Source organism: Caldimonas taiwanensis NBRC 104434 (genome assembly GCF_001592165.1).
In the GTDB taxonomy this organism is placed as follows: domain Bacteria; phylum Pseudomonadota; class Gammaproteobacteria; order Burkholderiales; family Burkholderiaceae_C; genus Caldimonas; species Caldimonas manganoxidans.
The window spans coordinates 1-26,487 of sequence record NZ_BCWK01000008.1 but is presented as its reverse complement, the minus strand read 5'-3'; the positions used below and the strand labels follow the sequence as shown (position 1 = coordinate 26,487).

Here is a 26,487-nt window from a genome sequence, read left to right as displayed (position 1 = left end):
TCCAGTTTCCCAATGCCAGAACACCTGCGCGCCCTGGTCGTGATCCTCGGGATCTCCGTGCCGGCCTTCTGGCTGGCAGGCATGGTCGCACCCTCCCGGTTGATGAGTCTCGAGGACTTCCGACGCAGGCGCAACCTCTGGTTCACGATCACCCTCCTGGCCTTCTTCTCGCACAGCTTCTGGCTGTACATCATCATGGCCGCCGGGGTGCTGCTGTGGCAGGTGCCCCGCGAGCGCAATCCTGTTGCGCTGTACCTGCTGCTTCTGTTCGCTGTGCCTGGTTTCGATCAACCCATCCCCGGCATGGGCCTGGTCAATTTCCTCTTCGACATCAACCATGGCCGGCTGCTCAGCCTGACGATCCTCCTGCCGGCCGCTCTGCGCTTATCGGCCCGAACGCCACCAATGCCGGCGATCACGCGCATTCCCGACGCAGCCATCCTATGCTTCATTGCCTACGTGTGCCTGCGGCAGATGGCCGTCGATACAGTGACCAATTCCCTGCGAGCGGGCTTCTATCTGATGACCGATGTCTGGCTGCTCTACTACGTGGCCAGCCGCAGTCTGCGTGACCGGGATCGCATGCGAGAGGCGGTGGCATGCCTCATTGTTGCTTTGGGTATTCTGTCCGTGATTGCGGTGTTCGAGACGTTCAAGCACTGGCTTCTGTACGAGTCGCTGCGCCCCGCCTTGGGATTGCCGCCGCAGCCCATCCTGATCTACCTGACCCGAGGAGAAGGTGGCGCTTTGCGGGCCAACGGTTCCGTGTTGAACGCCATCGCGCTGGGGTACACGATGATGATCGGGCTGGCCCTGCTCGTCTACCTCCTGCCATCCATCCGGCCCCGCTGGATGGGGCGGGCGGTGGTGCTCGTCCTCGCTGTCGGCCTGCTGGCCTCGTTGTCACGGGGCCCGTGGTTAGGAACTGCAGTCATGGTGCTGGGGGCATCGCTGGCGGGGCGGGGGGCGCTCAAGCGTGTGACCATCGCGGGCCTGGTGGGAGGTATCGCCCTGGGAGCCGTCCTGGTATCGCCCTGGGGAGGGACGGTGGTGGACCATCTGCCGTTTGTCGGATCGGTGGAGGCCGACAACGTCACCTACCGGCAAAGACTCCTGGACATCTCGTGGATCGTGCTGATGGAACACCCGGTCTTTGGAGCACGTGATTTCCTGCTGCATCCCATGATGGAGCAGCTCCGGCAGGGGCAAGGCATTATCGACATCGTGAACACCTATCTCGAGGTGGCGCTGGCCAATGGGCTGATCGGTCTGGGGCTGTTCCTCGTCGCCCCGTTGTTCGGGTTAGGGCGGGTTTGGTGGTCGGTACGAAACCTCAGTCCGGACGATCTCGAGGGGCTTGCATTGGGGCGAGCGTTGTTCGGATGCCTGGTCGGTGTGCTGTTCACCATCGGTACCGTCAGTTCCATCAGTGTCATCCCAACACTGCTGTGGTTCGTCACGGCGGCGAGCATCGCCTATCTCGGCCTGGGGCCGCGCGAGTCGGTCGCCACGAAAGTGGCGTCGTCGGTGGGCAAAGGCATGCCATGGCGCTTTCGGGGGCAGCTGGTCCGGACTGACAGGGCTCCACGAGGAAGCTGACCGATGCATGATGTCCCGAGTCTGAAGGAGGGGGTGTGAGCCTGCATGGAACGGAGGGTCTGAATGCCGATCCGGTTCTGTCCCGGGCTGGACTGCGTCGCTCAGCCCTGAGCGGAACGGCCTGGACCGCGCTTGGGTTTGCGCTGGCACAGGGCGGGCGGCTGTTCAGCAACATCATCCTGGCGGCGCTGCTCTTCCAGGAGGCCTTTGCGCTGATGGCGATCGTCGGGGCGATCATCCAGGGTCTGGCGATGTGCTCCGATCTCGGTCTGGGACAAACAGTGGTCCAGAACCGACGGGGGGACCAACGCGAATTCCTCGATACCGTCTGGACGCTGCAGATCGTGCGCGGAGTCGTCCTGGCCGTGCTGGCGGCGGCTGTGTCATGGCCGGTGGCCTCGTTCTATGCGGCCAACGATCCTGTGGCGCTGGAACTGCGTTGGCTGCTGCCGCTCGTGGCTCTCGGCCTGGTCATCGAGGGATTCCAATCCACCAAGACGAAGACGGCCGCACGCCACATGGACCTCAAGCGCGTGACGGCCATCGATCTCGGGGCCCAGCTGTGCGGGGTGGTGGTGATGGTGGGTGTCGCCTGGTGGACGCGGTCGGTCTATGCGCTGGCTCTGGGCAGTCTGGTCACGATCACGGTCAACTGCCTGCTGAGTCACTGGCTGCTGCTGGGGCCGGCGAATCGTCTGCGTTGGGATGGGCCGTCGGTGTCCGAGATCGTGCACTTCGGGAAATGGGTCTTCCTCAGCACCGTGATCTTCTTTCTGTCCCAGCAGATCGACAAGCTGGCGTTCGCCAAGCTGTTGCCGCTGGACCAGGTGGGCGTCTACGCGATCGCCGCCAACATTGCAATCCTGGTTCCCATGCTGATGGGGCGCATGCAGCATTCTGTGGCTTTCCCTCTGTACTCACGGCTGCTGGATCGTCAGGAATCACTGGCCACGGTTGTCGAGAGATCGAAGCTGCCCATGCTGGGCCTGGGGGCCTACCTGGTGGCTGGAACCATCGCCTGTGCACCTCAGTTTTTCGCGATTGCCTACGATGAACGCTACGCCGATGCGGGGAGGTATGTCCCGATCATGATGGTGGGCGCCTGGTTGGCAATCGTGGAAGGCATGTATGGTGCGGCCTTCCTGGCCAGTGGCCGGGCCCATTGGGTTGCCGCCGCCAGTGCGACCAAGCTGCTGGTCTTTTGCGGACTGCTCTGGCCGGCCATCCGTGCGGGGGGGCTCATCGGCGCGCTCTATGCCTTGGTGGCCGCAGAGTTCCTGCGTTTCTTCGTGGTTGCGTTGCTGGGGTGGCGCCTGGGCCTGCGCAATTTTGTTCCCGAGCTGTGGTTCACCGTTCACACCCTGGGTGCCGGGTTCGGTGTGTTGTGGCTGGGAGACTGGCTCTGGCCGACAGATTTGCCGCCGCGCAGCGCCGCGGGGATGGCACTGCTGCTGGTACAGGGGCTCCTGGTGACTGCTGCGTTTGCGCCGGTGCTGTGGCGCGTGATGCAGATGGTGCGTGCGGCCCGGGCCTGAAGGCGTTTCCCAACATCGTTGCTTCCATGCTGCTGCAAGACTCCGAACGTTGTGATGCCGGATCTTTGGGACCGGTGCCTGACAGATCCTTCGACGGACCGGGTTCTGTCGATGGCCTGAGGACCTTGTGGTCCTTTGAACCGTCCAGGACCGGACTGAGACTACGCCTGCACAGGCTCGTGCGGGGACCCGTGTATGCGAGGCCGCGCCCACCCCATCTCGAGCTTCGCCCTGTGGAGCCGAAGCCTCGCTGGGTCGTCTACTTCATCTACTTGCCCGATGGTCGTCTGCAGGCCAGCCATCGCTTCACGTTGGCACGATTGCATCATCGGCAAGGGCTTGCGTTGTGCGTCGTGTGTGCCACACCCAAGCCCGAGGGTATCCCGCCGGACCTGCATGAGCAGGCTGACGCCCTCTATTGGAAGGGCCTGTCGGGCTATGATTTTTCGGCCTATACCCTTGCCCTGGAAGTGTTGGCCCGCCGGTCGCCTGGCGCCGACGTGCTCGTGATGAACGATTCCGTGTTTGGGCCGTTCCGTGATCTTGAGGGCTTCATGGATGCCGCACCCTGGGACTTGACCGGCTTCACGGCCTCGGCCTTGTGCGAGAACCATCTGCAGTCCTACGCTTTCGTGCTGCGGCGAGTGACGCCGGACCGGCTTGAGCAACTGCGGCCGGTGTTTCCTCAGCACAAAGCCTACGATCGCATGGGTGAGGTGGTGCTGTGCCAGGAGTTGCAGCTCGCGCGCGTGGCCGCCCGGCACATGAGCGTGGGGGCCTGGTGGTACAACGATGCGCGCTGTTTCGACGACCCCTGCCTGCATCGTCCTTTCGAACTCCTGGACGCCGGGTTCCCCTTCCTGAAGAAGTCCCTATTGGGCAAGATGGGCGACTGTCAGGATCGCCGGTGCGTGATCGAATACCTGCGCCGCCAGGGACACCCCGTGGAGGCTTGAACGTTTTCCAGTCTGGCCGGCTCAGGACTGTGCCAGACGTTTGTGGTCCCGCATCCGATAGACGAAGAAGATCTCGCGGGCCCGCACGGCCCGCCGGACATAGCTGAATGTCCCCATGTGGGAGCGCAAGATGGCATCCCTTGCCTCCCAGACGGCCGACAACAGGCCCCATTCGTGCCGGCGAGTGATGGACGGAGGCGAGCGCCGCATGTCATGCATTGCCTCGATGGCAAAGAGTTTGTCGATTTGGTCGTGAGGTCCCAAGGGGTGCGAGTAGAAGCTGTACAGCGTCGCCATGGTTCCGGCGTTGGGTGGCAGTGTCACGTCCATGCATGGGGGGCCGCTGGGCCAACGGGCACTTTGCACCGGGTGATTCACGTACAGAAAAAGGGATCCGTCCTGAGGCTCGACCTTTGCAAGAGCTTCAATCAGGGCCTGGGTGGTCATGCGATGGTCGACGTGGGCATCGAGCTGCGGATGAGGAGCCACGATGATGCGGGGTCTAAGGGTCCGGATCAGATGGACCAGATCGGCGACCAAGCTGGTCCAGCAGGGGCGGGCGCCTGCCCGCAGCAACCCGGGCACGAAGGCGCGCCGCTGGGTCTGGAAGTCCACGCGCCCGGCCTGCGCTGGTCCGTGATCCCGGTCGGGATGGGCGCGCATAGACGCCAACGTCTCGTCGTGGTAGCCCAGGTTGGCGACTCGGTCGGGACCCAAACCTGCCCACAGCGGGACGGTCAGGCTGTCCCAGACGCGCAGGCGGCTTTTGAGGTCCCGCTGACGAGCCGGGTCGGGTTCGATGTGGCCATAGTTGGATCCCCCAGCATCGCCAGCCGTGATGGTGATGACGGTCGCGTCGGTATGGCGGTACAAGCCGTAGGCAGCGATTTCCGCATCATCCGGATGGGGAGCCAGCACCAGTGTGCGTTCACCCAGAACTGACGGCTCGGGGAACACGAGGAGTTCGGCGGCGTCCGGCCAGCGCATCCCGCGGGCATGGCAAAGGACTTGACGGCCTGCGTGCACCGGTTGCAGCAGTCCGCTGACGTCGAGGTAACGCATCCCTTGGATGCCTCGATCGAATGCGAATCGGCAGGTCGCGGTTCCCTCGCGCAACAACTCTAGCCGGGGCCCCTGCAAGCGACCGAGGCTGTTGGCTCGAATGGGCATCCGCAGTAATGCCGAGGATGCTCCCAAAGCGGATACGGGCAGATCGAATCCGTGGGGCTCCAGCCGCAAGGGGTGAACCTGCAGGCCGGCAACATCGAAGCTGTAGAGATCGTCCGTCGGGAGGCCGCCCTCGCCCGCGGGGGGGACGACACCCTCGCCGGAGGGGATGGTCTTCGCGGAGGGTGTCGAAGCGTTCATGTGAGATGCGTTCTCAGCAGGCCAGCCAGCCGGGTCGCAGCCGCGTGCTCGCTGTAGCGGGCTTCAAAGGTTTGCCTTGCGGCCTGGCCCATGCGCTGAACCAGGGACGGTTCCTGCGCGAACCGCTCCAGGTAGTGGAAACAGCCCTCGGTCAGAGTTTCCAGGGCTTCTTCGTAGCTGGGCCTGGGCGCGGGATTCAGGGCGACGATACCCTTCCACCGGCCGTCGGCATCGACCGGCAGGGCGATGTTGAACCCGCACCGGCCGTGCTCCACGATCTCGGGGAGGGCAAAGATGTTGCTGGTGATGACGGGCAGGCCCAGCCCCATCGCCTCGATGGCCACCCAGCCCAGGGATTCGTCCAGGGATGGAAAGGCGAACACGTCGCAGCGGGCCATCAGCCGAAGGACTTCAGCGTTGTCGAGCGCGCCGTGATATTCGACCCACGGCAGCCCTTGGAGCTGAGCCCGTGTGGTCTCGATGTCCTGATGATCGTCGGACATGATGCCCGAGCGCTGAAGTTCGCTGACGACCAGCAGGCGCACCTCGGCCCCCTGCCTGCGCAGACGGTCCACCGCTGCGAGGACGGCAGAGCCGCCCTTGTGCCAGAACAGCCGCCCGACAAAACCGACGGTCAGGCAAGCCGGCGCAGCCTGCAGGTGTCGCTGCCTGGCATCCAGGGCGTCCTGCGGGATGGACACCCCACCGCTGAAGGCGACGAGTTTGCGGGAGATCGGATCGCGCAGACCTGCTGGCAGGCGTCTGCTCAGGTGGCGGCGAGCAGCCTCGCTCATGGGCATGAGCAGGCGGCAATTGTCCGATGCCATGCATTCCAGAGCTTCTTCGCGGGCGCGTTCCGAGACCTTCCCGAAATAGCGCGGATATTCCATCTCGATGCTCGACACCCAGGGGAAACGGGCCACGCTGACGCCGTTGAACAGGTGCACGGCGTCGACGGCGGGACGAAACAGGAAGTCGTAGCGATGGGCCCAATAGGTGGGACTCCAGGGCAGCCTGTGCAGCGGAAGGCGTCGCACCCTCCTATAGCGGATGTGGTGCTCCGCCATGGGCAGATCATGGCTGACCCGTCGTGTGCCATAACACGTGCTCGGATAGCCGATCGTCAGTTCACAAGTCGAGTGAGCTTGCATCTGGAAATGACAGGGTCGGGCACCGCGTGCTGCTCATAGGCCCTCGCACCGTGCGAGGCTTGACGAAGTATCTCAACTCAAGCAGATCCTCATCTAGTCGTCGACCACGATTTGGTGGCGTCCCAATGGGGGGGAAACCCTCAATTGAGGGGGGGGGGCGGGACCGACACGGCGCGAATAATTGCCTCTGACCCGTCGTGGTTGCGGCCTTGGATTGACAACACGCCCGGAAGTGCAGCTCACGACGAGATTGAACTCGATCAATGGCTCGTCCCCGAAGCTCTCCTCTTAGCGGAAGTTCCCATGTCGAATCCTTGGCGTTGTGTCCTGATTGGCTCCGAATCCTTGCTCGCGCAGTGTGCGCAGACGCTGATGCAGGCGGGCCATCATGTCGTTGCGGTCGTGACCCGTCGCAAGGCCATCAGGCGCTGGGCAGCGGACAAGGGCATCCGTGTACTCACCCAGGCCGACGAACTGCTGGTGGCGAGCGACCTCCAGCCGATCGACTACCTGTTCAGCATTACCAACCTGTCGGTCGTGGCTGAACCCGTGCTGTCGCTGCCCCGGCGCGCTGCCATCAACTTCCACGATGGCCCGTTGCCCGAGTACGCAGGCTTGAACACCCCGGTGTGGGCCTTGCTCAACGGCGAGCGTGAATATGGCATCACCTGGCACTTGATGACCGACAAGGTCGATCAGGGGGCGATCCTCGTGCAGCGGCGCTTTGCGATCGATGAGAACGAGACGGCCTTGAGTCTGAACACCAAGTGTTTCGAGGCAGGGATTGCGGGTTTCGAGGAGTTGTTGCCTCAACTGACTTCGGCCCGCTTGTCGGCCTTGCCGCAGACAGCCCCACCGCAGCGCTATTTCCGCCGCAAGGACCGTCCGGCGGCCGCTTGTGCCTTGATGTTCGATCAAGAGGCCGAACGCCTCTGCACGTTCGTGCGAGCGCTCGATTTCGGCAGCTATGCCAATCCGGTGGGGTTGCCCAAGTTCGTTCACGGCGGCCGGCTGGTCTGCGTGGGCGAGGCGCGCATTTTGGAAACACGATCTGGCCTGCCCGCTGGCACGGTGTTGCGGCTGGACGATCAAAGCCTCGCGGTGGCGACGGCATCTTTCGATGTGGAGCTGCGGCGACTGAGCGATGCTTTGGGTCGGCCACTGACCCCGCAGTCTCTGGCGCAAGACGCCGCGCTGGTGCCGGGGGTGCGTTTGCAGGCGCCTGCCGGTGCGCTGGCACAGCGCCTGAGCGAGCTGGATGCCTTGGCCAGTGTGCACGAGGGTTTCTGGCGGGACCGCCTGGAAACCCGTGACCCGGTGGAATTGCCGTATGTGGATCGCAGCCGCCCGCATGCCGAGCCGGTCTATGTGCACCGGGATGCCGAGTTGCCAGGGGGCGACGTGGCCTTTGTCATTGCCGCGGTGGTGGCGCATCTGGCTCGTCTGGCCGATCGCGACGGCTTCGACCTCGGCTATGCCGATGCCCAGGCCGGACAGCGCGCCCAGGATCTCGGTCTCTGGTTTGCCCCGCAGGTGCCTTTGCGTGTCGTCGTGGACTTTGCACAGTCTTTTTCGCGGTGGTGCGAAACGCTGTGCGCCGAGCTGGGCGAATTGCGTCGTCGCGGCAGCTACCCGGTGGATTTGGTGGCTCGCAGCGTGGAGCTGCGCGCGCAGGCGGCTGCCGCCGGCGACCCCGGTGTCTTTCCAGTGGCCATCGAGGTGGTGGCAAACCTTGCCGACACGCGCGCCTTGCCCGGCAGCGAGTGCACGCTGGGCATCTCCGAGGATGGCCGGCGGATCCGCTGGGTGTTCGATGCGAGCAAGTTGACCCATCAACAGGTGGGCGAGCTGCACGAGCAGTTGCTCACCCTGCTGACCCATGCGCAAGCGCATCCGCAGTGCCCAGTGGGTGAATTGCCCTTGCTCAGTGATGCGGTGCGCGATCGCGTGCTTCGCGAATGGAACGACACTGCCTGGCCGGTGCGCGCCGATGCTTGCATCCATCACTTGATGGCCGAACAGGCGGCTCGCACCCCCGATGCGGTGGCCGTGGTCTGCGAAGACCAGTGCCTGACCTATGCAGAACTCGATCGCCGCTCGAACCAACTGGCTCGGCGCCTGGCTCGGCTGGGCGTGCGGCCGGACGCGCTGGTGGGGCTGTTCGTCGAGCGTTCGGTGGAAATGATGGTGGGTCTGTTGGCGGTGCACAAGGCCGGGGGAGCTTATGTGCCGCTGGATCCTGCCTATCCTGCCGATCGCATTGCCTACATGATCGAGGACGCCAAGGTTCCGGTGCTGTTGACCCAGGAGCGTCTGCGCGATGAGCTTCCCCCTCATCATGCCGCCGTGCTCTGCCTGGACAGCGACTGGCCGTCCATCGCCACGGAATCCGACGAGACCTTCGACGGTGGGGCGCAGCCGCACCACTTGGCGTATGTGATCTATACCTCCGGTTCGACGGGGCGCCCCAAGGGCGTGATGGTCGAGCACCGCAACGTGGTGAATTTCTTTGCGGGCATGGACCGCCATCTCGGTGAGGATGAACCGGGCACCTGGCTGGCCGTCACCAGCCTGAGTTTCGACATCTCGGTGTTGGAGCTGTGCTGGACGCTCACGCGCGGCTTCAAGGTGGTGATTGCCTCCGACGAAGACCGCAACGCGGCCTCGCCTGCCCGCGGGCCACATGCCGACCGTCCGGTGGACTTCAGCCTGTTCTACTTCTCCAGCGATGAATCCGAAGGCGGTGGTGACAAGTACCGGCTCTTGCTGGAGGGGGCCAAGTACGCCGACCAGCACGGGTTTGCGGCCGTATGGACGCCGGAGCGGCATTTCCATGCGTTTGGCGGCTTGTATCCCAACCCCTCGGTGACCAGCGCAGCGATTGCGGCGATCACGCAAAGGGTGAAGATCCGTTCGGGCAGCGTGGTGCTGCCGTTGCACCATCCGGCGCGCATCGCCGAGGAATGGGCGGTGGTGGACAACCTGTCCAAGGGGCGCGTCGGGATTTCCTTTGCATCGGGTTGGCAGCCCAATGACTTCGTGCTCAAGCCAGAGAACTTTGCCCACAACAAGCAAGTGATGCTCGAAGGCATCGACATCGTGCGCAGGCTGTGGCGTGGCGAGACCGTGAGTTTTCCCGGTGCGACGGGCCAGCCGGTGGAAGTGCGCACGCTGCCGCGCCCGGTCCAGGCCGAGTTGCCGTTCTGGGTGACGTCGGCGGGCAACCCGGAGACCTTCGTTGCAGCCGGGCGTCTTGGCGCCAATGTCTTGACCCATCTGCTCGGTCAATCGGTGGAAGAGCTGGCCGACAAGTTGGCTGCCTACAGGAAAGCCTGGAAGGAAGCCGGCCATCCTGGCGAAGGTCATGTCACCCTGATGTTGCACACTTTCGTGGGCCCCGACGAAGACAGGGTGCGTGAGACGGTGCGCCAGCCGCTGATCGAATATCTGCGCAGCTCACTCAACCTGGTGAAGCAATATGCGTGGTCGTTCCCGGCGTTCAAACGTCGCCAAGGCATGGACGAGGCCAGCGCCAACATCGATTTGCAAAGCCTCAGCCATGATGAGATGACCGCGCTGTTGGAACATTCGTTCAACCGCTACTATGAAACCAGCGGTTTGTTCGGCACGCCGCAGGGCTGTTTGGCGATGGTCGATCGCATCAAGGGCATTGGTGTGGACGAGATCGCCTGCCTGATCGATTTCGGGGTCGATACCGAGACCGTGCTGTCGCATCTGGAGTATCTCAACCAGTTGCGCAAACTGTCGGCCCCACGGCGTATCGTCACGGGTGATTATTCGCTGGCGGCTCAGATGGAGCGCCACTCGGTCACGCATCTGCAATGCACGCCTTCGATGGCTCGCATGTTGACGCATGACGACAAGGCCGTCGCAGGTCTGAGGCGGCTGCGTCGCATGATGGTCGGAGGCGAGGCGTTGCCTCCGTCCTTGGCCCGTGATCTCAAAGCCTTGGTGCCGGGCGTGTTGATGAACATGTACGGTCCGACCGAGACGACGATCTGGTCGGCCGTGCAGCCGGTGCACGCGGTCGATGGCATCGTGCCACTGGGCCGACCGCTGGCCAACCAGGAAATCTACATCCTCGATCGCCGGCAGCAGCCCGTGCCAGTGGGGGTGCCGGGCGAGCTGGTGATCGGCGGCCAGGGCGTGGTGCGGGGCTATTTGCATCGTCCCGAGTTGACCGCCGAGCGCTTTTTGCCGCACCCGTTCCGCGGTGCGGCCGGCGGGCGTGTCTATCGCACGGGGGACTTGGCGCGCCAGCGCCCGGATGGCACGGTCGAATTCCTGGGGCGATTGGACCACCAGGTCAAGGTGCGGGGCTATCGCATCGAGCTGGGCGAGATCGAGGCCCGGCTGCTGAGCCACTCGGCAGTGCGCGAGGCGGTCGTGGTGGCACGTGAAGACAGCCCGGGTGATGTGCGATTGGTGGCTTACTGCGCCCCCCATGCGGGCCAGACGCCGCCCGTGGGCGCCCTGCGAGAGCATCTGCGCGCCGGCCTGCCCGAGTACATGGTGCCATCGCATTTCGTTTGGCTGCCGGCCCTCCCGCAAACGCCCAATGGAAAGATCGATCGCAAGGCCTTGCCTGCCCCCGACCACGGACCGGCCGCAGCACCGGCGGCCGATTTCGTGGCGCCGGCCAGCGGTTTGCAAGAGGCCATCGCCGCGATTTGGAGAGACGTGCTCAAGCTGCCGCAGGTTGGGACGCGCGACAACTTCTTCGACCTCGGGGGGCATTCCCTGTTGGCCGTTCAGGCGCATCGCCGCCTGCGAGAGGCCCTGGGGCGAGAGCTGTCGATCACCGACATCTTCCGCTTCCCGACGATCGAGAGCCTGAGCGCTTACTTGGGCCGGGAAGGAGACGATGGCGCAGCCGCACAGCAAGGCCGAGATCGTGCTCAGGGGCGTCGGGCGGCCCTGCAGCGTCGTTTGGGCCAGCGTGCGGCGCTCACCACGGACCAGGGCACCTGAGCCCCTGGATCGATTGCTTGTCCATGGAATGATCGTATGAACGACACGTCTGCCCACGGCCTGGACACCGATATCGCCGTCGTTGGCATGGCGGGGCGATTCGCTGGAGCTCGTGACTTGGAGGAGTACTGGCGCAATCTGCGCGATGGCGTGGAGTCTTTGACCCGCTTCACCGAGGAGGAATTGCTGGCTGCAGGCGTCAAGCCCGCGCAGTTGCGCGACCCGAACTACGTGCCGGTGGGCGCCGTGTTGCCCGACATGGAGATGTTCGACGCCGCGTTTTTTGGCTTCAGCCCGCGCGAGGCCGCCATCATGGATCCGCAGCATCGGCATTTCCTCGAATGCGCGTGGGAAGCGCTAGAGAACGCCGGCCACATGCCCTCGCAGTTCAAAGGCTCGATCGGTGTGTTTGGCGGCTCTGGCCATAACGCCTACATGCCCTACAACCTGCTGACGAATCCGCAGCTGGTCTCGTCGGTGGGCTTCTTTCTGATCCGTCACACCGGCAACGACAAGGACTTTCTGACCACCCGGGTGTCGTACCTGCTCAACCTCAAGGGCCCGAGCGTCAATGTGCAGACGGCCTGCTCGACGTCGCTGGTGGCCATCCACCTGGCGGTGCAGAGTCTGCTCAACGGGGAATGCGACATGGCCCTGGCCGGCGGCGTGACCATCGAGCTGCCGCATCGCCAGGGCTATGTCTACCAGGAAGGCGAAATCCTGTCGCCCGATGGCCATTGCCATGCCTTCGATGCGGACTCCAAAGGCACGGTGTTTGGCAGTGGCGTGGGCGTGGTGGTGTTGCGTCGGTTGGCCGATGCCCTGGCCGATGGGGACTACATCCATGCGGTGATCAAAGGGTCGGCCATCAACAACGATGGCTCGATGAAAGTGGGCTACATGGCCCCCAGCGTCGATGGGCAGGCCCAGGCGATCGCCGAGGCGCTGGCGATCGCCAATGTCTCGCCGGAGACCATCACCTACGTGGAGGCGCATGGTACGGGCACGCCGGTGGGCGATCCGATCGAAGTCGCCGCGCTGACGCAGGCCTACCGTCAAGGCACCGACAAGGTCGGCTATTGCGGGATCGGCTCGGTCAAGACCAACATCGGGCACACCGACACGGCTGCCGGCGTGGCCAGTTTCATCAAGGTGGCTTTGGCGATGCAGCATCGACAATTGCCACCGTCTCTGAACTTTTCCAAGCCCAACCCGGCCTGCGAGTTCGAGCGCAGTCCTTTCTATGTCAATGCCCAGCTGAAGGACTGGACCCCGCCGCCGGGCGTGCCGCGCCGTGCAGGCGTGAGCTCTTTGGGGGTGGGGGGCACCAATGCCCATCTCATCATGGAAGAGGCGCCGCCGCGCCCACCGTCAGGGCCCTCGCGCCAGCACCAGCTGTTGCTGCTGTCGGCCAAGTCTCAGGCCTCCCTGGATGCGAACACGGCGGCGCTGGCCGCCCATCTGCGGGCACACCCGCAGATCAATCTGGCCGACGTGGCCTACACCTTGCAGGTGGGGCGCGAGCCCATGACGCTGCGGCGCTTCGTCGTCGCGCGCGATGTGGCCGATGCAGCTCAGGCCCTCGAGGCGATGGATCCGCAGCGCGTGATCAGCATGCCAGGCGCTTGCGGCACTCACCGTGTGGCTTTCATGTTCGCTGGCGGCGGCGCGCAGTACCCGGGCATGGGGGCCGATCTTTACCGCACCGAACCGGTCTATCGACAAGCCGTCGACGAATGCCTGGCCCTGTTGGCTCGGCGTGGCCGCGCCGAGTACAAGGAATTGCTCTTTCCCCCTGCCGGGCAAGAGGAGGAAGCCGCGCGTCGAATCGAGCGGCCGTCGCTGGCTCTACCGCTGTTGCTGACCACCCAATACGCGCTGGCGAAGTTGTGGATGTCCTGGGGTTTGATGCCCACGGCGATGATCGGCCACAGCATGGGCGAATACACGGCGGCCCATTTGGCCGGGGTGTTCAGCCTCGAAGATGCGCTGACCTTGGTTGAATTGCGGGGCCGCCTGTTCGAGACGCTTCCCGAAGGTGGCATGCTCAGCGTGCCGTTGCCCGAGGCCGAGGTGCAGGCACGCATCGGTCCACAGCTGTCGATCGCCGCGGTCAATGGCCCCTCACTGACCGTGGTGTCGGGGCCGGTGCATGCCATCGAGGCCTTGCAGCAAGCGCTACAGGCAGAGGATATCGAGGCGGCCCGAGTGCGCATCAACGTGGCTGCGCACTCTTCCATGCTCGAACCCATTCTGGAGGAATTCGGCGCGTTCTTCCGGCGGGTCACGATGAAGCCCCCGACCTTGCCCTTCGTCTCCAACCTCTCGGGCACCTGGATCACCCCGGCCGAAGCGACCGATCCGATGTACTGGGTGCGGCATCTACGCCATACCGTCCGTTTTGCCGATGGGTTGCAAGAACTGCTCAAGGACGACAACCTCATCCTGCTGGAGGTTGGCCCTGGCCGTACCTTGTCATCGCTGGCCCGCCAGCACAGTGCGCGCAAGCCTCGGCAGGTGGTCTTGAATTCCCTGCGTCACCCGGACGAGACCGTCGATGACCAGGCCTATGTGTTGGGCGTGCTGGGGCGGCTGTGGGCGGCGGGTGCGCCCATCGACTGGGCGCGCTTCCGCCAGGGAGAGCGCCGGCTGCGTCTGCCACTGCCCACGTATCGATTCGACCGGCAACGCCATTGGATCGAGCCAGGACTGTCCTTGCAGGCGGCCCCAACGCTGGAGGAACGTCTGGTGCGTCGTGCCGACATGGCCGACTGGTTTTACGAACCCGTGTGGAAGCGTGTGCCGCGGCCTGCGCCAGAGCCGATGGACGGTCCCGTGTTAGTGTTTGAAGACGAGGCCGGTCTGGGCGAGGAGTTGGCCCGCCAGTTGCGCGCGGCCGGTCATGTCGTCACGTGTGTGCGTGCGGGCAAGGCTTATGCGCAACGGGGCGACGGACGGTTCACCATCGTGCCGGACGCTGCCGGCGATTACGACCGGCTCTTTGCTGCCTTGCGTGCGAGTGCCGCCTTGCCCAATCGGATCTTCCACCTGTGGTCGGTGACCGGTGAACGCCGGCTCGACGGCAGTCTCAAGACGGCGGAGGAATTGCTCCGTTTGGGCTTTTACAGCTTGCTGCAACTTGCGCAGGCCATTGGGCGAGAGGACTTGAGCGAGCCAATGCGGCTTGCGGTGGTCACCGACAAGTTGCAGCGTATCGGGGCCGAATCCGGCCTGATGCCGGTCAAGGCCACGGCAGCAGCGGTCTGTCGGGTGATTTCCCAAGAGTTCCGCCACATTCGCTGCTGCACGGTGGATGTGCTGCTGCCTCCCAAAGGCTCGCCACGCATCGCAAGCCTGGCGGCCGATGTCGCTGCGGAGTTGGCGGCGGTGCCATCCGACGAGGTGGTGGCCTTGCGCGTGGGCGAGCGCTGGCTGCAAGACTTTGCGCCGGTGCGGCTGGAGCGAGCCCGCTCGTCTCAGGCCGGCTTGCGGGAGCGTGGGGTCTATTTGATCACGGGCGGGCTCGGGGGTGTCGGCTTGGCCTTGGCCAAGCACTTGGCGCGCTCGGTGCAAGCGCGGCTCGTGCTCGTGGGCCGCACCGGCCTGCCGCCACGCGACGATTGGTCTGACTGGATTCGCGTGAAAGGGTCGCACGAAGCCACCAGCCGGCGGATCCGGGATGTGATGGCGCTGGAATCCGCCGGTGCGGAAGTGATGGTGGTCCAGGCCGATGTGACCGATCTCGCGCAGATGCGCCAGGCCGTCAAGCAGGCGGTGGCGCGCTTCGGCGTTGTGCACGGTGTGCTGCACACCGCGGGGGTGCTGGATGATGGGGTCATCCAATTGAAGGATCCCCAGGCCGCCGCCGCGGTACTGGCGCCCAAAGTGCAGGGCACGCTCACGCTGGATGCAGTGCTGGGCGACATGCCGCTGGACTTTCTGGTGTTGTTTTCCTCGATCAGTTCGTTTGCTGGTCTGGCCGGGCAGTTCGACTATGCCGCGGCCAATGCCTTCCTCGATGCTTTTGCCCAAGATCGCATGACCCGCGAGGGGTGCCACACCGTGGCCATCAACTGGAGCCAGTGGCAGGAAGTGGGCATGGCGGCCGAACTGGCGCGCCAGCTGGGCCTGGGTGCGGCCGACGAGGCCTCGGACGACGGGGTGCCGGTGGATCATCCACTGCTGGAGCGCTGCTTGCTGGACACGGAAGAAGAGCGTGTGTACAGCACCCGCTTTTCCGTCGATCGGCATTGGCTGCTCGACGAACACCGCCTCCGCGGGGGGCATGCGCTCATCCCCGGCACGGGATACCTGGAGATCGTGCGGGCCGCAGCGACTCGGCGAGCCCAACCCCGCGCGCTGGAATTGCGCGATGTCACGTTCCAGTCTCCTTTCGTGGTGCGCGAGGGTGAGCAGCGTGAACTGCGCGTGCACCTGCGGTCGCTGCCGGGCGGTCAGTACGACTTCGCGTTGCGCAGCGCCACCGCCGGCGCTGCTGAAGGTGAATGGACCGACCACGTGCGAGGCGAAGTGGGCTATGTGGACGCCATGCCGCCGGTGACACCCGCACCTGCGGCGATTGCCGGGCGCTGCACCATGCGCGTGCAGAATTTCCGCGGCGATGAACAAGCGCTGCACTTGCAGTTCGGGCCGCGCTGGAGCAACTTGCGCCGCATCGAGTTTGGCCACGGCGAGGCCTTGGCAACCCTGGAGCTGCCGCCGACTTTCAGCGACGACTTGCTGCAGTTCGAGTTGCACCCGGCCATGATGGACATGGCCACGGCCGGTGCGCAGTCCTTGATTCCTGGCTTTGACGAGGCGCGCGACTTCTTCGTGCCCGCCTCGTATGGCTGCCTGCAGATTTTTGCCCCGCTGACGGCCAAGGTGTACAGCCACATCCGTTTACGCCCTCCGGCGCAGACCCCGCCGCAGTTTGCGGTCTATGACGTCACGATCATGGACGAAAGCGGCCGAGTGCTGGTGGACATTCGCGAGTTCACGATGGTGCGTGTGCGCGACAAAGCCTTGCTCGACGCGCCGGCCGATGCGGGCACCGTGGCCGCGCAGCGGCCCCGCGCGACGGCCAACAAGGTCTTGGAGATGGGCTTGTCCGAAGGACTGCGCAGCGTCGAGGGCGCCGAGGTGTTCGAGCGTGTCCTGGCGCATGGCCGCCTGGCCCAGGTGGCCGTGTCTCCGCAGGATCTGCACGCCACCCTGGAGAAGCTGCGCATGCCGGCAACGCCCCCGGCGTCGGTCGCGGCGCAGGCTGCAGCGGAAAACGCGCGCCCCAACTGGAAAGCGCCTCGAACCGACACCGAGCGTCTCATCGCGCAAATGTGGGCAGACATGCTGGGTGTGGCCCAGGTCAGTGCCAGCGACAACTTTTTCGATTTGGGCGGCCATTCGCTGCTGGCCGTGCAGGTCATCAACAAGCTCAAGCGCAAGACGGGCAAGGCGTTGCCACTGACGGCGCTGCTCGAGGCGCCGACGGTGGAGACATTGGCCGCTTTGATCGAGCCCCCGCCAGCCGATCCCGTCGCAGGCGGCGCGGCGCAAGGCGGCAGTGTCGCGTCGGCGGAGCGCACGGTCGGTGTGGATGCGCCGACCTTGCCCAAGACGGTGGTACGCATTCGTGCCGGCGGCGAGCGATTGCCGATCTTCTTCGTCCATGATGGCAAGGGAGAAACGCTGCTGTACCGCAGCTTGGCTCTCAAGCTCGATCAAGGCCATGCCGTTTACGGCTTGCAGCCCGAAATGCATCATGATGGCCGATACGTCCACACCCGCATCGTCGATATGGCCGCGGCGCATGTGCGGGCGATGCGCAGCGTGCAGCCCGAAGGGCCGTATCTGCTGACGGGGCTGTGTGCGGGCGGTGTGATTGCTTTCGAGATGGCGCGCCAGCTCGAAGACGCGGGACAGAAAGCCATCTTCGTCGGCATCATGGATGCCGCGGACGTGCAAGCCGAGGAGCGCCCCTTCCGACAAACTCAGAAACGGATTCACCGTTTCTTGGGCACGCTCAATGATCCGAGTGCCGGCTCGACCTTGCAGCGCATCGGCAGAGCCGTGCCGAAAATGCTGGCCAAGACCCGCAACCTCGCGCTGTACGAAGTGCAGTCCCGCCTGGAGCGCTTCCAGACGGCACGCAAAGTGAAAGCCATGCGGGATCAGGCCCAGCGCAGTGAGGTGGGCTCCTCGCCATCCGACGAGGAACATGGGCTGGACTTCCTGAAGATGTACGAAGTCGCTCACAGGGAGCATCGACCCCAAGGTCTGTTCAGAAGCGGGGACGTGGTGGTGTTCCGAGGCACTCAGGGCGATGGAAGCGAGGCCGATGAGCCGTACCAGAACATCTACAGCGACGACCAACTGGGCTGGGGGGCGCGTGTGGACGGCACCGTGAAAGTGATCGATGTGCCGGGGGGCCACACGAGCATGCTGCAGGAGCCGCACGTGGGCGTGTTGGCCCAGCACATGCAGCAATGCATCGATGAGGCCGTGTCGCGTCATGGGGGCTCGCATGAGCGTGTGCCACCTCGAAGCGATGGATCGGCCGCGGCCAGCCCGGCCTTCGTGCGGTCTGAGCAGCGCCAGCCGGCAGAGGTGGAATGATGGGTGTGTCGCCCGTACCGGCCCCCCACGTACAGTCGGACGATCGGTGTCCTGCCGGGGTAGAGACGCTGGTCGTGATCGTCAACTACCGCACGGCGGCTCTGGTGATCGACTGCCTTCGATCACTCGCATCAGAAGCCGGCGTTCCGGAGGCGCGCGCGCGCGTGGTCGTGGTGGACAATGCCTCCGGTGACGGCTCGGAGGCGCGGATCCGTCAGGCCATCGAGACGAACGGATGGCAAGCATGGGCGTCGGTCTTGGAGTCCAAACGCAACGGCGGCTTTGCTTATGGCAACAACCTCGCGCTGCGTGCGGCGCTTCGTTGCGATCGCCCCCCAGACTACTTCTGGCTGCTCAACCCGGACACCGTGGTGCGGCCTGGGGCCTTGGCCGCGCTGACCGAGTTTGTGAAGCGTCATCCGCGTGCGGGCATCGTCGGCAGTGGCATTGACGACGACGATGGTCAGCCATGGCCCTATGCGTTTTGTTTTCCTTCCATCGCCAGCGAGTTCGAGCATGCGATTCGCCTCGGTTGGGTGACGCGCTTGTTGCGTGCCAAGCTCGTGGCCCGACGCATGGGCTCACAGCCGCAAACGGTTGATTGGGTCTGCGGTGCCAGCATGATGGTGCGCCGTGAGGTGTTCGAGCAGGTGGGGCTGATGGACGAGGGCTATTTTCTCTATTACGAGGAAACCGATTTTTGCCGCCGCGCCCGCCGAGCCGGATGGGAGGTGTGGTACGAGCCGACCGCCCGCGTGATGCACATCGCCGGGCAGAGCACTGGGGTGACCGCTCGTCTTGCGGTCGTACCACGACGGCCGGCGTATTGGTTCGAATCTCGCCGTCGCTATTTCGTGAAGCACCATGGTCGGCTTTACGGCTCGATCGCGGATCTTGCGTGGATCTTGGGATTTTCTCTTTGGCGAGTGCGCCGGCGTTTGCAGGGCAAGGAAGATCCGGACCCTCCGAAGATGCTGAGTGACTTCATTGCTCATTCGGTGCTGTGGCGTCCTCTGTGGAAGCCCGACGCCGAAGACGGGCTCACGCTCATCCACCGCTAGCGGTCTGCGCGATCGGTGGTGGCTGCATGCGAGACGGGGTCAGGAACACCATGCATCGAGTACACGTGGCGCGACCGGAACTGCCCCCTCTGGAATCCCTGCTGCCCAGCCTGCAGGAGATTTGGTCCAGCCGGGTGCTGACCAATGGCGGCCCCTTTCACCAGAGATTCGAAGCTGCACTGATGCGTCATCTCGGGGTGGCGCATCTGAGCCTGTGCACCAACGCGACGATCGGGCTCATGTTGGCGCTGCGGGCGCTCGGTTTACGCGGCGAGGTCATCACGACGCCGTTCACCTTCGTGGCCACGGTTCAGGCCATCGAATGGGCTGGATTGACCCCTGTGTTTGCAGACATCGATCCTGTCAGCCTGAATTTGGACCCCGGAGCCGTCGAGCGAGCCATCACCACGGACACCTGTGCCATTCTTCCGGTGCATTGCTTTGGCCACGCTTGCGACGTGGATGCCTTCGAAGCGCTGGCAAGCACTCATGGCTTGAGGCTGGTGTACGACGCTGCGCATGCCTTCGGCGTGAGGCTGAGAGGACGTTCATTGATGTCTTGGGGCGACGTCTCGGTGATGAGCTTCCACGCCACCAAGGTCTTCAACACCTTCGAGGGGGGAGCGATGGTGGCTCGGGATAAACACACGAAGGCCGTGCTCGACCGGCTCAAAAACTTCGGGATCGTCGAAGACAACCATGTGGAAGGCCTGGGCCTGAATGGCAAGATGAACGAGTTCTGCGCTGCACTGGGCTTGTTGCAGCTCGAACACATCGATGCATCCATCAGGCAGCGGGCTCACATCGATGCCTACTACCGGGAAGGGCTCGCCGGTGTGCCCGGGATCGTCCTTCCAAGGGCGGTGCCGGAGGAAGAACCGAATCACGCCTATTTTCCGATACGGGTCGAGCCAGCGTATGGACAGACTCGGGACGATGTTCTGAAGCGCTTGAAGGCCAACGGCATCCATGCGCGCCGTTACTTCTTCCCGCTGGTCAGCGATTTGCCGCGTTACCGGGACCGCGTGTCGCCGGCATCGCGCCTGCTGCCCGTGGCCCGGGCCGTGGCCGATCAGATTTTGTGCTTGCCCATTTACCCGGGACTGCAAACGAGTGAACAGTCTCGCATCATCGAGTTGCTTCGACATGACCGAGCTTGAGCTGCCCGAGATGATCTCGCTACGTGTCGGAGATTCCCATCCGGTGTGCTGCGATGGGGTGGCGCTTTGGCTGGCGGGGCTGGAACATTGGCCCAGCGAGCAGGCGCAGGCCGGCTTGTCGCCACGAGAACGCGAGCGTGGCGAGCGATTCAGGTTGGATAGGGATCGACGTCGCTACGTGGCAGCCCATGTCGCCCTGCGGGATCGACTGGCCCGTCATCTGGGGTGCAGTCCGGTCGAGCTCCGGTTCGACACCGGGCCGCGTGGCAAGCCCTACTTGGCGAACCCGGCGTGGGCGTCATGGCACTTCAACCTCAGCCATAGCGTCGATGTGGCATTGATCGCGCTATGCAAAGACGGTGAGGTGGGTGTCGATCTGGAGGTGATGCGCAGCATCGAGGATGCGCACGATCTGGCCATGACCGTGTTTGGACCTCAGGAGCAAGCCGAGCTGCTCCGGGCAGACGGACCGGTTCGCGATCGGCTGTTCTTGCAGGGATGGACCCGCAAAGAGGCCTGCCTCAAAGCGTTGGGAGAGGGCTTCAACCTGAACGCCCGTTCGTTCGAGGTCGGCTTGAGCGGCGGCGTCACGCAGGTACAGATCCAGGTCGGGCAGCGCATCGAACGACTTCGCGTTCGAAGCTTCTGGGGCGGGGGTATTGGAGGCGGGACGGTCCGGTGGGTCGGGGCCCTTGCCCGGCGACTCGGGCCGGCGTGATCCAAGTCGTCTTGCGGAGCGATGTGATGCAACTGAACCTGCCCATGGTCAAGCGTGTGATTCGGCGTGTGGTGGCCGGCCGCTCACCGGAGTTTCACTGCATGGCCAGTCGTGAGTGGGTGCTGTGTCCTGCGCAGCGCACCATGGTGCCGCCTGCGCTGTTCTTGCCTGGTGCGATCGAGCGGATTGCTGCCCTGTCGCCGTGGCGGAACTGGGATGCCGAGCACACGCTATTGGCCGGCGGTTTCATCGAACATGCGGCCTCGGTGGCGCATCTGGTGACCGACGTCGACCTGGTTGGAGCGTTTCTCTACCGCGGCGCGTCCAAGCTCAAGGTCGGATATGGCGACGAAAAAGTGCTCGACATGCGGGCAGCCCCTGTCGAAAGCTTGGACGAAGTGCACTTGATGACCAGCCACTCCGGCAGCCATTTCTTCGGAACCATGATGCTCGACGACATGCCATTGAGCCTCATTCCTGAGCCTGGCAGCCCGTGCATCGCGATGGTCTCCAAGCCCTACCTTCACGAAGCGGGCTATCGGAGTTTGCTGCAACTGCCGCAGCACCATGTGCCGCTGAGGGCGCGCATCCGGCGCTTGGTCTACTACACCGACTTTGCGCAGAACACTTTCAAACTCCGGCGTTACGTAGAGCTGCGTCGCCGCTTGCGGGCAGGCCTGAAGCAGCAACCGAATCGATCACCGCCCGCAGGGGTCTATTTGCGCCGTGGCGTTCGGGGTGAGCCGCGCAACCTGGTCAATGAAGACGACCTGGAGCAGACCCTGCGCGCGCTGGGGTATGACATTCTCGACCCGGAACACCTGAGCGCGAACGAGATTGCGTGGCGCTCTTTGGATGCTCCCGTGGTCGTTGCCGTCGAGGGGAGCCATTTGTCACATGCCATCTTCTCGGTGGCCGACGGCGCGAGCTTCCTGGTCATCCAGCCGCCCGACCGCTTCGCTTTGGCGTACAAGGAATACACCGATCGCATGCATATGCGGTTTGCATTCGTGGTGGCCGAGCCAGCCCCCGGTGGGTTCAAGGTGGTGATCGACGAGGTTCTTCGCTTGTTGGAGCGGCTGTCATGAATCACGTGGTCGAGTTCATGCCAGCGCCGTGGCAACAGCCGCTCTCAGCCGAGGTTCAATCAGATCCCAGCCACGAACTTATCTTGCTGCCCAGCCTGAGGGCTGCCCGTGGGTCCCATGGAGGCTTGATCCTCACCCAAAAGTTCATCGATGGTGTGAATTCTTATGCGCAGTCTTGGCCTGGGCCGGTGACCACGCTGGTTCGACTCACCGACACCATGGGGACGGACATGGACCATGTCGAGATCATGCCAGAGAAGTTTTTTCCGGCGTTCGAGCTGCGCCCGAGCCGTCTGGACGATCTGGCATCGCGCATTCATCGGGCCGCCCTGGTGATGGCCTTCTTGTCACCCTTCGAGTTGGAGACGGCACGCTTGTGTCGACGCCTCGGCGTTCCCATCGTGTTCACCAGTGAGTACACCTTGAAGACGGAAATGCAAATCGTCGATGCGGAGGTGAGCAACCCCATTCGTCGCTGGCGGCGCAAGTTGTGGTTGATGCAGGCCGAGGCGAAGCGTCGCCGTGCGTTGGCGCTGTCAGCCGGATTGCAGTGCAGTGGATCACCAACATATGAGGTCTATCGTCACCTTCACTCGAATGTGATGCTCTTTTTCGACAATCGTGTGTCACGGAGCAACGTGATCGATGAGGATAGTCTGAATATCAAGCTGGCGGCGCTAAGGGAAGGTAGGCCATTGCGCTTGGTGTTTGGTGGACGTTTGATTCCAATGAAGGGGGTGCTCGATTTACCGCGCTTTGCGCAGGCACTCAAACGACTGGGTATTTCATTCACACTTGATATCTATGGTCGGGGTACTCTCGAAGAGCGCCTCGCGCGAGAGATTGATCGGCGGGGAGTGTCCAACGAAGTCCGTCTGATGGGTGTTCTGGACTTCAAGCAGCAATGGATTCCTTTGCTCAAACAAAGCACTGATCTATTCATCTGCTGCCACACGCAAGGTGATCCCTCGAGCACCTACCCTGAGGTGATGTCCTGTGGGGTTCCGATCGCCGGGTATGACAATGAGGCGTTCAAAGGCATCGTCCAGCATTCCGGCAGTGGATGGCTCAGCCCCATGGGGAACGTGGAGCATTTGGCCCAGCAGGTAGCGCGTTTGTCTAGGGATCGTGAGGAGCTTGCGACTGCTGCTCGCCGCGGGCGTGAGTTTGCCCTGCGCCATGCGTTCGAAGACACCTTTGCGGCCAGGGTCCGGCACATGATGGCCGCAAGTCGCTTGCCGATGGTTAGCAAAGCACTTCAGGTGTGAGTATTGCTTGAGCGGGGCGCGCATGGAACGATCGCAACTGGGTGTGGTGGTCATCGGCCGCAACGAGGGGGAACGCTTGCGGCGCTGCCTGGAGTCGGTGTGCTCGCAGGCCGACCATGTGGTGTATGTGGATTCCGGTTCGACCGACGGGTCGCTGGCCTTGGCGCAGGGGATGGGTGTGGCCTGCGTCGAGCTCGACATGACCCTTCCCTTCACTGCAGCTCGCGCGCGCAACGCCGGCTGGCGCCGGCTGTTGCAGTTGGCCCCTGAGATCCGGTGGATCCAGTTCGTCGATGGGGACTGCGAGGTCGTTCCGGGCTGGCTGACTCTGGCGAGGACCTACCTGGTTGAGCACCCCCGTGCCGCGGCAGTGTGCGGCCAGCGCCGGGAACGGCATCCCGAGCGGTCGGTTTACAACCGACTGTGTGACCTGGAGTGGATCAAGCCACCAGGAAAAATCCCGGCATTCGGTGGCGACGTGATGCTGCGTGCCGAGGTCCTGCGCGCCAGCGGAGGCTACCGCGACGACCTGATCGCTGGTGAGGAGCCGGAACTGTGCGTCCGGTTGCGCCGGGCGGGCTGGGAAATCCACGCCTTGCCCGATGACATGACACTTCACGATGCGAATATGACACGCTTCTGGCAATGGTGGCGGCGTGTCGTGCGCAGTGGTTATGCGTATGCAGCGGGCATGGCGCTCCATGGGGGGGCTCCCGAAAGGCACTGGGTGCGCGAGTCGGCGCGCACATGGTTCTGGTCGCTGGGGCCCATGGCGCTCGTCTTGGTGTTGCTGCCTGCCTGGGGCCTGGGTTCGCTGGCCATTCTCGGTGTCTATCCCTTGCAGGTCCTGCGCTTGTTTCTAAAAGGTGAAGGCTCATGGCGAGATCGTGGCCTGCAGTCTGTGTTTCACACGCTCAGTCGATTTCCCGAACTCGTGGGCCAATGCCGCTACCTGTGCGATCGATGGCTGCGGCGGCCTACACAACTGATCGAGTACAAATGATCGACATTCTTCGATGGCAAGCCCTGGTCCGGTCTTGCGCGATGCAGGACCGACAGCGTCGTCCTGGTGGTTGACTATGGGCACAGACTATCTCATGGCCGTCCAGGCGGCTGCATTTCCCGTCTCCCCTACTGCTTTTGCCACGGAAAGTGCCTTTGCGCAGCACCTGCGCGAGCTGCGTGCCGGTCTGGGCGAGCGGTTCGATCGGCTCGTGCTGGTGGCCCCGAGCATGACCGAGGAACAGTACGAGGCGCAAAAAGCCCACCTTGGCATCGTCGACCTGGAGGCGGACCGTATAGCATTCCTTCCGGCGCACACGACGGCCACGACACCTTGGGAGTTCTGGCGACGCGAGGTGAAGCGCATCTGGCGGGAAGTCGGCGTTGCCGTTTCGAAGGCGGCGGTCGTGCATTCGGGCATGTCCACCGATTTGTGGCGTCCGTTGATGGGATTGGTCAATCTGCGGGCGTGGTGGGCTGGCAGGCCGGTGATCTTCATTGTGGACATCGACTTCCGCCAACACTCAAAGCGCTATTACCGGCTGGGCCTGTGGGGTGTGCGCGGCTATTGGGTGAACCGCTTGTTCTACGACCCACTCAAGTGGATACAGGTCTGGCTCGCGCCGAGGATGTTCCAGTTGGTGTTGCTCAAGAGTGCCAGCATGGTGCAGGACTTCGGGCGGGGCCGGCCCAATGTGCGCAACTTCTTCGACACTGTCCATGGCCCTGACGATGTCCTCGACGACCTCTCCCGGCAGGCTCGCCTGAAATGGTTGATGCAGGACGCGAAGGCGCTGAAGGTGGTATTTTTTGGACGGCTGGTGCCATACAAGGGCTTGGATCGGGCGGTCGAGGCCGTCCGCCTCGCCAGCCAGCAGGGTTGCGATGTGAGACTGACGCTGATCGGCGAAGGTGAGTCCCTGGAGCCGCTGCGTCGGCAGGTGGCACAGGCGGGCCTGGACGACCGGGTGAGGTTCGAGCCGCCGGTGCCTTATGGGGCCGCGTTGTTCGAGCGCCTGGCCCAGGCGCACGTCTGCGTGGCCTGTCCACTGGTCGAAGATACCCCGAGAGCAGCTTTTGACGCGATGGCACGAGGTCTGCCCATCGTGGCCTTCGACATTACCTATTTCCGGGATCTGGCCCAGCAAAGTGGGGCTGTGGCGCTGGCGCAATGGCCTTCTTCACAGTCGCTGGCAGATCAGTTCAAGGTCTTGCATGCCAACCGTGCCAGACTGGCCGAGATGGCCGATCGAGGACTCGCGTTTGCACGTCAGAATACACAGGCATACTGGTTGGCACGTCGGCGGGACTGGATGCTGGAGTTGCTGCATCTGCCCGATGCGCCGTCCAGGGCATGAACGGACCTTCGTCGGTGTTGGATCGCGGGCTCGGCGCAACCGTCCGTGCCGCAATTCGGAGGTATTGATGACCACCAAGAAGAACAGGGTTGGGCTGCGGGCGTCCGTGCACGTCGGCCTGATGCTGATGTTGGGGGCCTGTGGAGGAGGGCTAGGCTCGCAGGCCACGGCCGATCCCGCGGGGGTGCCCGTGACAACGTCTGGATCGATGGACCCCACTGTCACTGCACGCACTTGTACGCAGCCTACCGGTTGGTCCGGAGAGCAAACCAGGTCACAGCTCATTGTTGCGCGCGTGCAAGCTTCGCGAACCACAGGTGTGGCGCCGATGGCCGTCTTTGTCGATGCGACGGCCACGAGTGCGGCCGGCTCCGGCACGGACACTTTCAGAGAGGTGAGCTACGTCTTCGACTTCTGCGACGAGCGGGGGGAACGCTGGAACTCCACGGGCTTGCCGAAGAACTCGCAGACCGGTGGTCCATTGGCTGCCCATGTGTATGACTTGCCAGGTGTCTACACCATTCACGTTCGGGCAACCGATGTCGCGGGGGGGCATTCGGTGGCCACGGTCACGGTGGTGGTGCACAACCCAGATACCGTCTACGAAGGTCGCCGC

General features: G+C 63.9%; 15 protein-coding genes. 13 read left to right on the top strand and 2 right to left on the bottom strand.

Features of this window, described 5'->3' with window-relative positions; all coding sequences use genetic code 11:
• Positions 1 to 12: 12 nt before the first annotated feature.
• The 3 genes from CTA01S_RS08550 (at position 13) to CTA01S_RS08540 (ending at position 4,090) form a co-directional block, all read left to right on the top strand.
• Positions 13 to 1,599 (top strand): O-antigen ligase family protein, encoded by a 1,587-nt coding sequence (locus CTA01S_RS08550; RefSeq protein ID WP_062194585.1) that lies wholly within the window; start codon positions 13 to 15, stop codon positions 1,597 to 1,599.
• Between the two features lie 35 nt (positions 1,600 to 1,634).
• On the top strand, positions 1,635 to 3,134 hold the full coding sequence (locus CTA01S_RS08545; protein WP_062194579.1) for an oligosaccharide flippase family protein: 1,500 nt from the start codon (positions 1,635 to 1,637) through the stop codon (positions 3,132 to 3,134).
• A 233-nt stretch (positions 3,135 to 3,367) separates the two neighbouring features.
• Positions 3,368 to 4,090, top strand: a complete 723-nt coding sequence (locus CTA01S_RS08540) for a hypothetical protein (protein ID WP_062194575.1) — start codon at positions 3,368 to 3,370, stop codon at positions 4,088 to 4,090.
• A 21-nt stretch (positions 4,091 to 4,111) separates the two neighbouring features.
• Here CTA01S_RS08540 and CTA01S_RS08535 read toward each other — a convergent pair whose 3' ends face one another.
• Complete coding sequence (locus CTA01S_RS08535) at positions 4,112 to 5,458, bottom strand: PIG-L deacetylase family protein (RefSeq protein ID WP_062194572.1); 1,347 nt, start codon at positions 5,456 to 5,458, stop codon at positions 4,112 to 4,114.
• Complete coding sequence (locus tag CTA01S_RS08530) at positions 5,455 to 6,525, bottom strand: glycosyltransferase family 4 protein (protein WP_062194567.1); 1,071 nt, start codon at positions 6,523 to 6,525, stop codon at positions 5,455 to 5,457. Before CTA01S_RS08530 ends, CTA01S_RS08535 begins: the two co-directional genes overlap by 4 nt.
• 387 nt (positions 6,526 to 6,912) lie before the next feature.
• Here CTA01S_RS08530 and CTA01S_RS08525 point away from each other — a divergent pair, with 387 nt between their 5' ends.
• From CTA01S_RS08525 to CTA01S_RS17015, 10 genes are all read left to right on the top strand, one after another.
• Positions 6,913 to 11,601 carry a MupA/Atu3671 family FMN-dependent luciferase-like monooxygenase gene (locus tag CTA01S_RS08525; RefSeq protein WP_062194564.1) on the top strand — a complete coding sequence of 1,563 codons (4,689 nt, stop codon included), beginning with the start codon at positions 6,913 to 6,915 and terminating at the stop codon, positions 11,599 to 11,601.
• Positions 11,602 to 11,637: 36 nt separating this feature from the next.
• Entirely contained in the window at positions 11,638 to 18,216 is a 6,579-nt protein-coding gene (locus CTA01S_RS08520; protein WP_062194561.1) for a type I polyketide synthase, read from the top strand.
• Positions 18,217 to 18,290: 74 nt separating this feature from the next.
• Positions 18,291 to 19,277 carry a glycosyltransferase family 2 protein gene (locus tag CTA01S_RS08515; RefSeq protein WP_062194558.1) on the top strand — a complete coding sequence of 329 codons (987 nt, stop codon included), beginning with the start codon at positions 18,291 to 18,293 and terminating at the stop codon, positions 19,275 to 19,277.
• Between the two features lie 50 nt (positions 19,278 to 19,327).
• The gene (locus CTA01S_RS08510) at positions 19,328 to 20,437 is read left to right on the top strand and encodes a DegT/DnrJ/EryC1/StrS family aminotransferase (RefSeq protein WP_084362365.1); all 1,110 of its coding nucleotides are present in this window, start codon (positions 19,328 to 19,330) and stop codon (positions 20,435 to 20,437) included.
• Positions 20,424 to 21,155, top strand: a complete 732-nt coding sequence (locus CTA01S_RS08505; RefSeq protein ID WP_062194551.1) for a 4'-phosphopantetheinyl transferase family protein — start codon at positions 20,424 to 20,426, stop codon at positions 21,153 to 21,155. The genes CTA01S_RS08510 and CTA01S_RS08505 overlap by 14 nt, the downstream gene beginning before the upstream one ends.
• A gap of 26 nt (positions 21,156 to 21,181) precedes the next feature.
• Complete coding sequence (locus tag CTA01S_RS08500) at positions 21,182 to 22,243, top strand: glycosyltransferase 61 family protein (RefSeq protein ID WP_198150832.1); 1,062 nt, start codon at positions 21,182 to 21,184, stop codon at positions 22,241 to 22,243.
• A complete protein-coding gene (locus CTA01S_RS08495) occupies positions 22,240 to 23,511 on the top strand; it encodes a glycosyltransferase family 4 protein (RefSeq protein WP_062194544.1) in 1,272 nt (423 codons plus the stop codon). The genes CTA01S_RS08500 and CTA01S_RS08495 overlap by 4 nt, the downstream gene beginning before the upstream one ends.
• Positions 23,512 to 23,533: 22 nt before the next feature.
• Positions 23,534 to 24,514 (top strand): glycosyltransferase family 2 protein, encoded by a 981-nt coding sequence (locus tag CTA01S_RS08490; RefSeq protein WP_062194541.1) that lies wholly within the window; start codon positions 23,534 to 23,536, stop codon positions 24,512 to 24,514.
• A 94-nt stretch (positions 24,515 to 24,608) separates the two neighbouring features.
• Complete coding sequence (locus CTA01S_RS08485) at positions 24,609 to 25,871, top strand: glycosyltransferase family 4 protein (protein ID WP_198150830.1); 1,263 nt, start codon at positions 24,609 to 24,611, stop codon at positions 25,869 to 25,871.
• Positions 25,852 to 26,487: PKD domain-containing protein (locus CTA01S_RS17015; RefSeq protein WP_371326087.1), on the top strand; the 636-nt coding region annotated here is incomplete at its 3' end. The genes CTA01S_RS08485 and CTA01S_RS17015, both read left to right, overlap by 20 nt.

Excerpts from the sequence above, each read along its gene's own strand:
- CTA01S_RS08550 (WP_062194585.1), top strand. The coding sequence starts at position 13 with ATGCCAGAACACCTGCGCGCCCTGGTCGTGATCCTCGGGATCTCCGTG.
- CTA01S_RS08535 (WP_062194572.1), bottom strand. The coding sequence starts at position 5,458 with ATGAACGCTTCGACACCCTCCGCGAAGACCATCCCCTCCGGCGAGGGT.
- CTA01S_RS08530 (WP_062194567.1), bottom strand. The coding sequence starts at position 6,525 with ATGGCGGAGCACCACATCCGCTATAGGAGGGTGCGACGCCTTCCGCTG.
- CTA01S_RS08525 (WP_062194564.1), top strand. The coding sequence starts at position 6,913 with ATGTCGAATCCTTGGCGTTGTGTCCTGATTGGCTCCGAATCCTTGCTC.
- CTA01S_RS08520 (WP_062194561.1), top strand. The coding sequence starts at position 11,638 with ATGAACGACACGTCTGCCCACGGCCTGGACACCGATATCGCCGTCGTT.
- CTA01S_RS08510 (WP_084362365.1), top strand. The coding sequence starts at position 19,328 with ATGCATCGAGTACACGTGGCGCGACCGGAACTGCCCCCTCTGGAATCC.
- CTA01S_RS08505 (WP_062194551.1), top strand. The coding sequence starts at position 20,424 with ATGACCGAGCTTGAGCTGCCCGAGATGATCTCGCTACGTGTCGGAGAT.
- CTA01S_RS08500 (WP_198150832.1), top strand. The coding sequence starts at position 21,182 with ATGCAACTGAACCTGCCCATGGTCAAGCGTGTGATTCGGCGTGTGGTG.
- CTA01S_RS08495 (WP_062194544.1), top strand. The coding sequence starts at position 22,240 with ATGAATCACGTGGTCGAGTTCATGCCAGCGCCGTGGCAACAGCCGCTC.
- CTA01S_RS08490 (WP_062194541.1), top strand. The coding sequence starts at position 23,534 with ATGGAACGATCGCAACTGGGTGTGGTGGTCATCGGCCGCAACGAGGGG.
- CTA01S_RS08485 (WP_198150830.1), top strand. The coding sequence starts at position 24,609 with ATGGCCGTCCAGGCGGCTGCATTTCCCGTCTCCCCTACTGCTTTTGCC.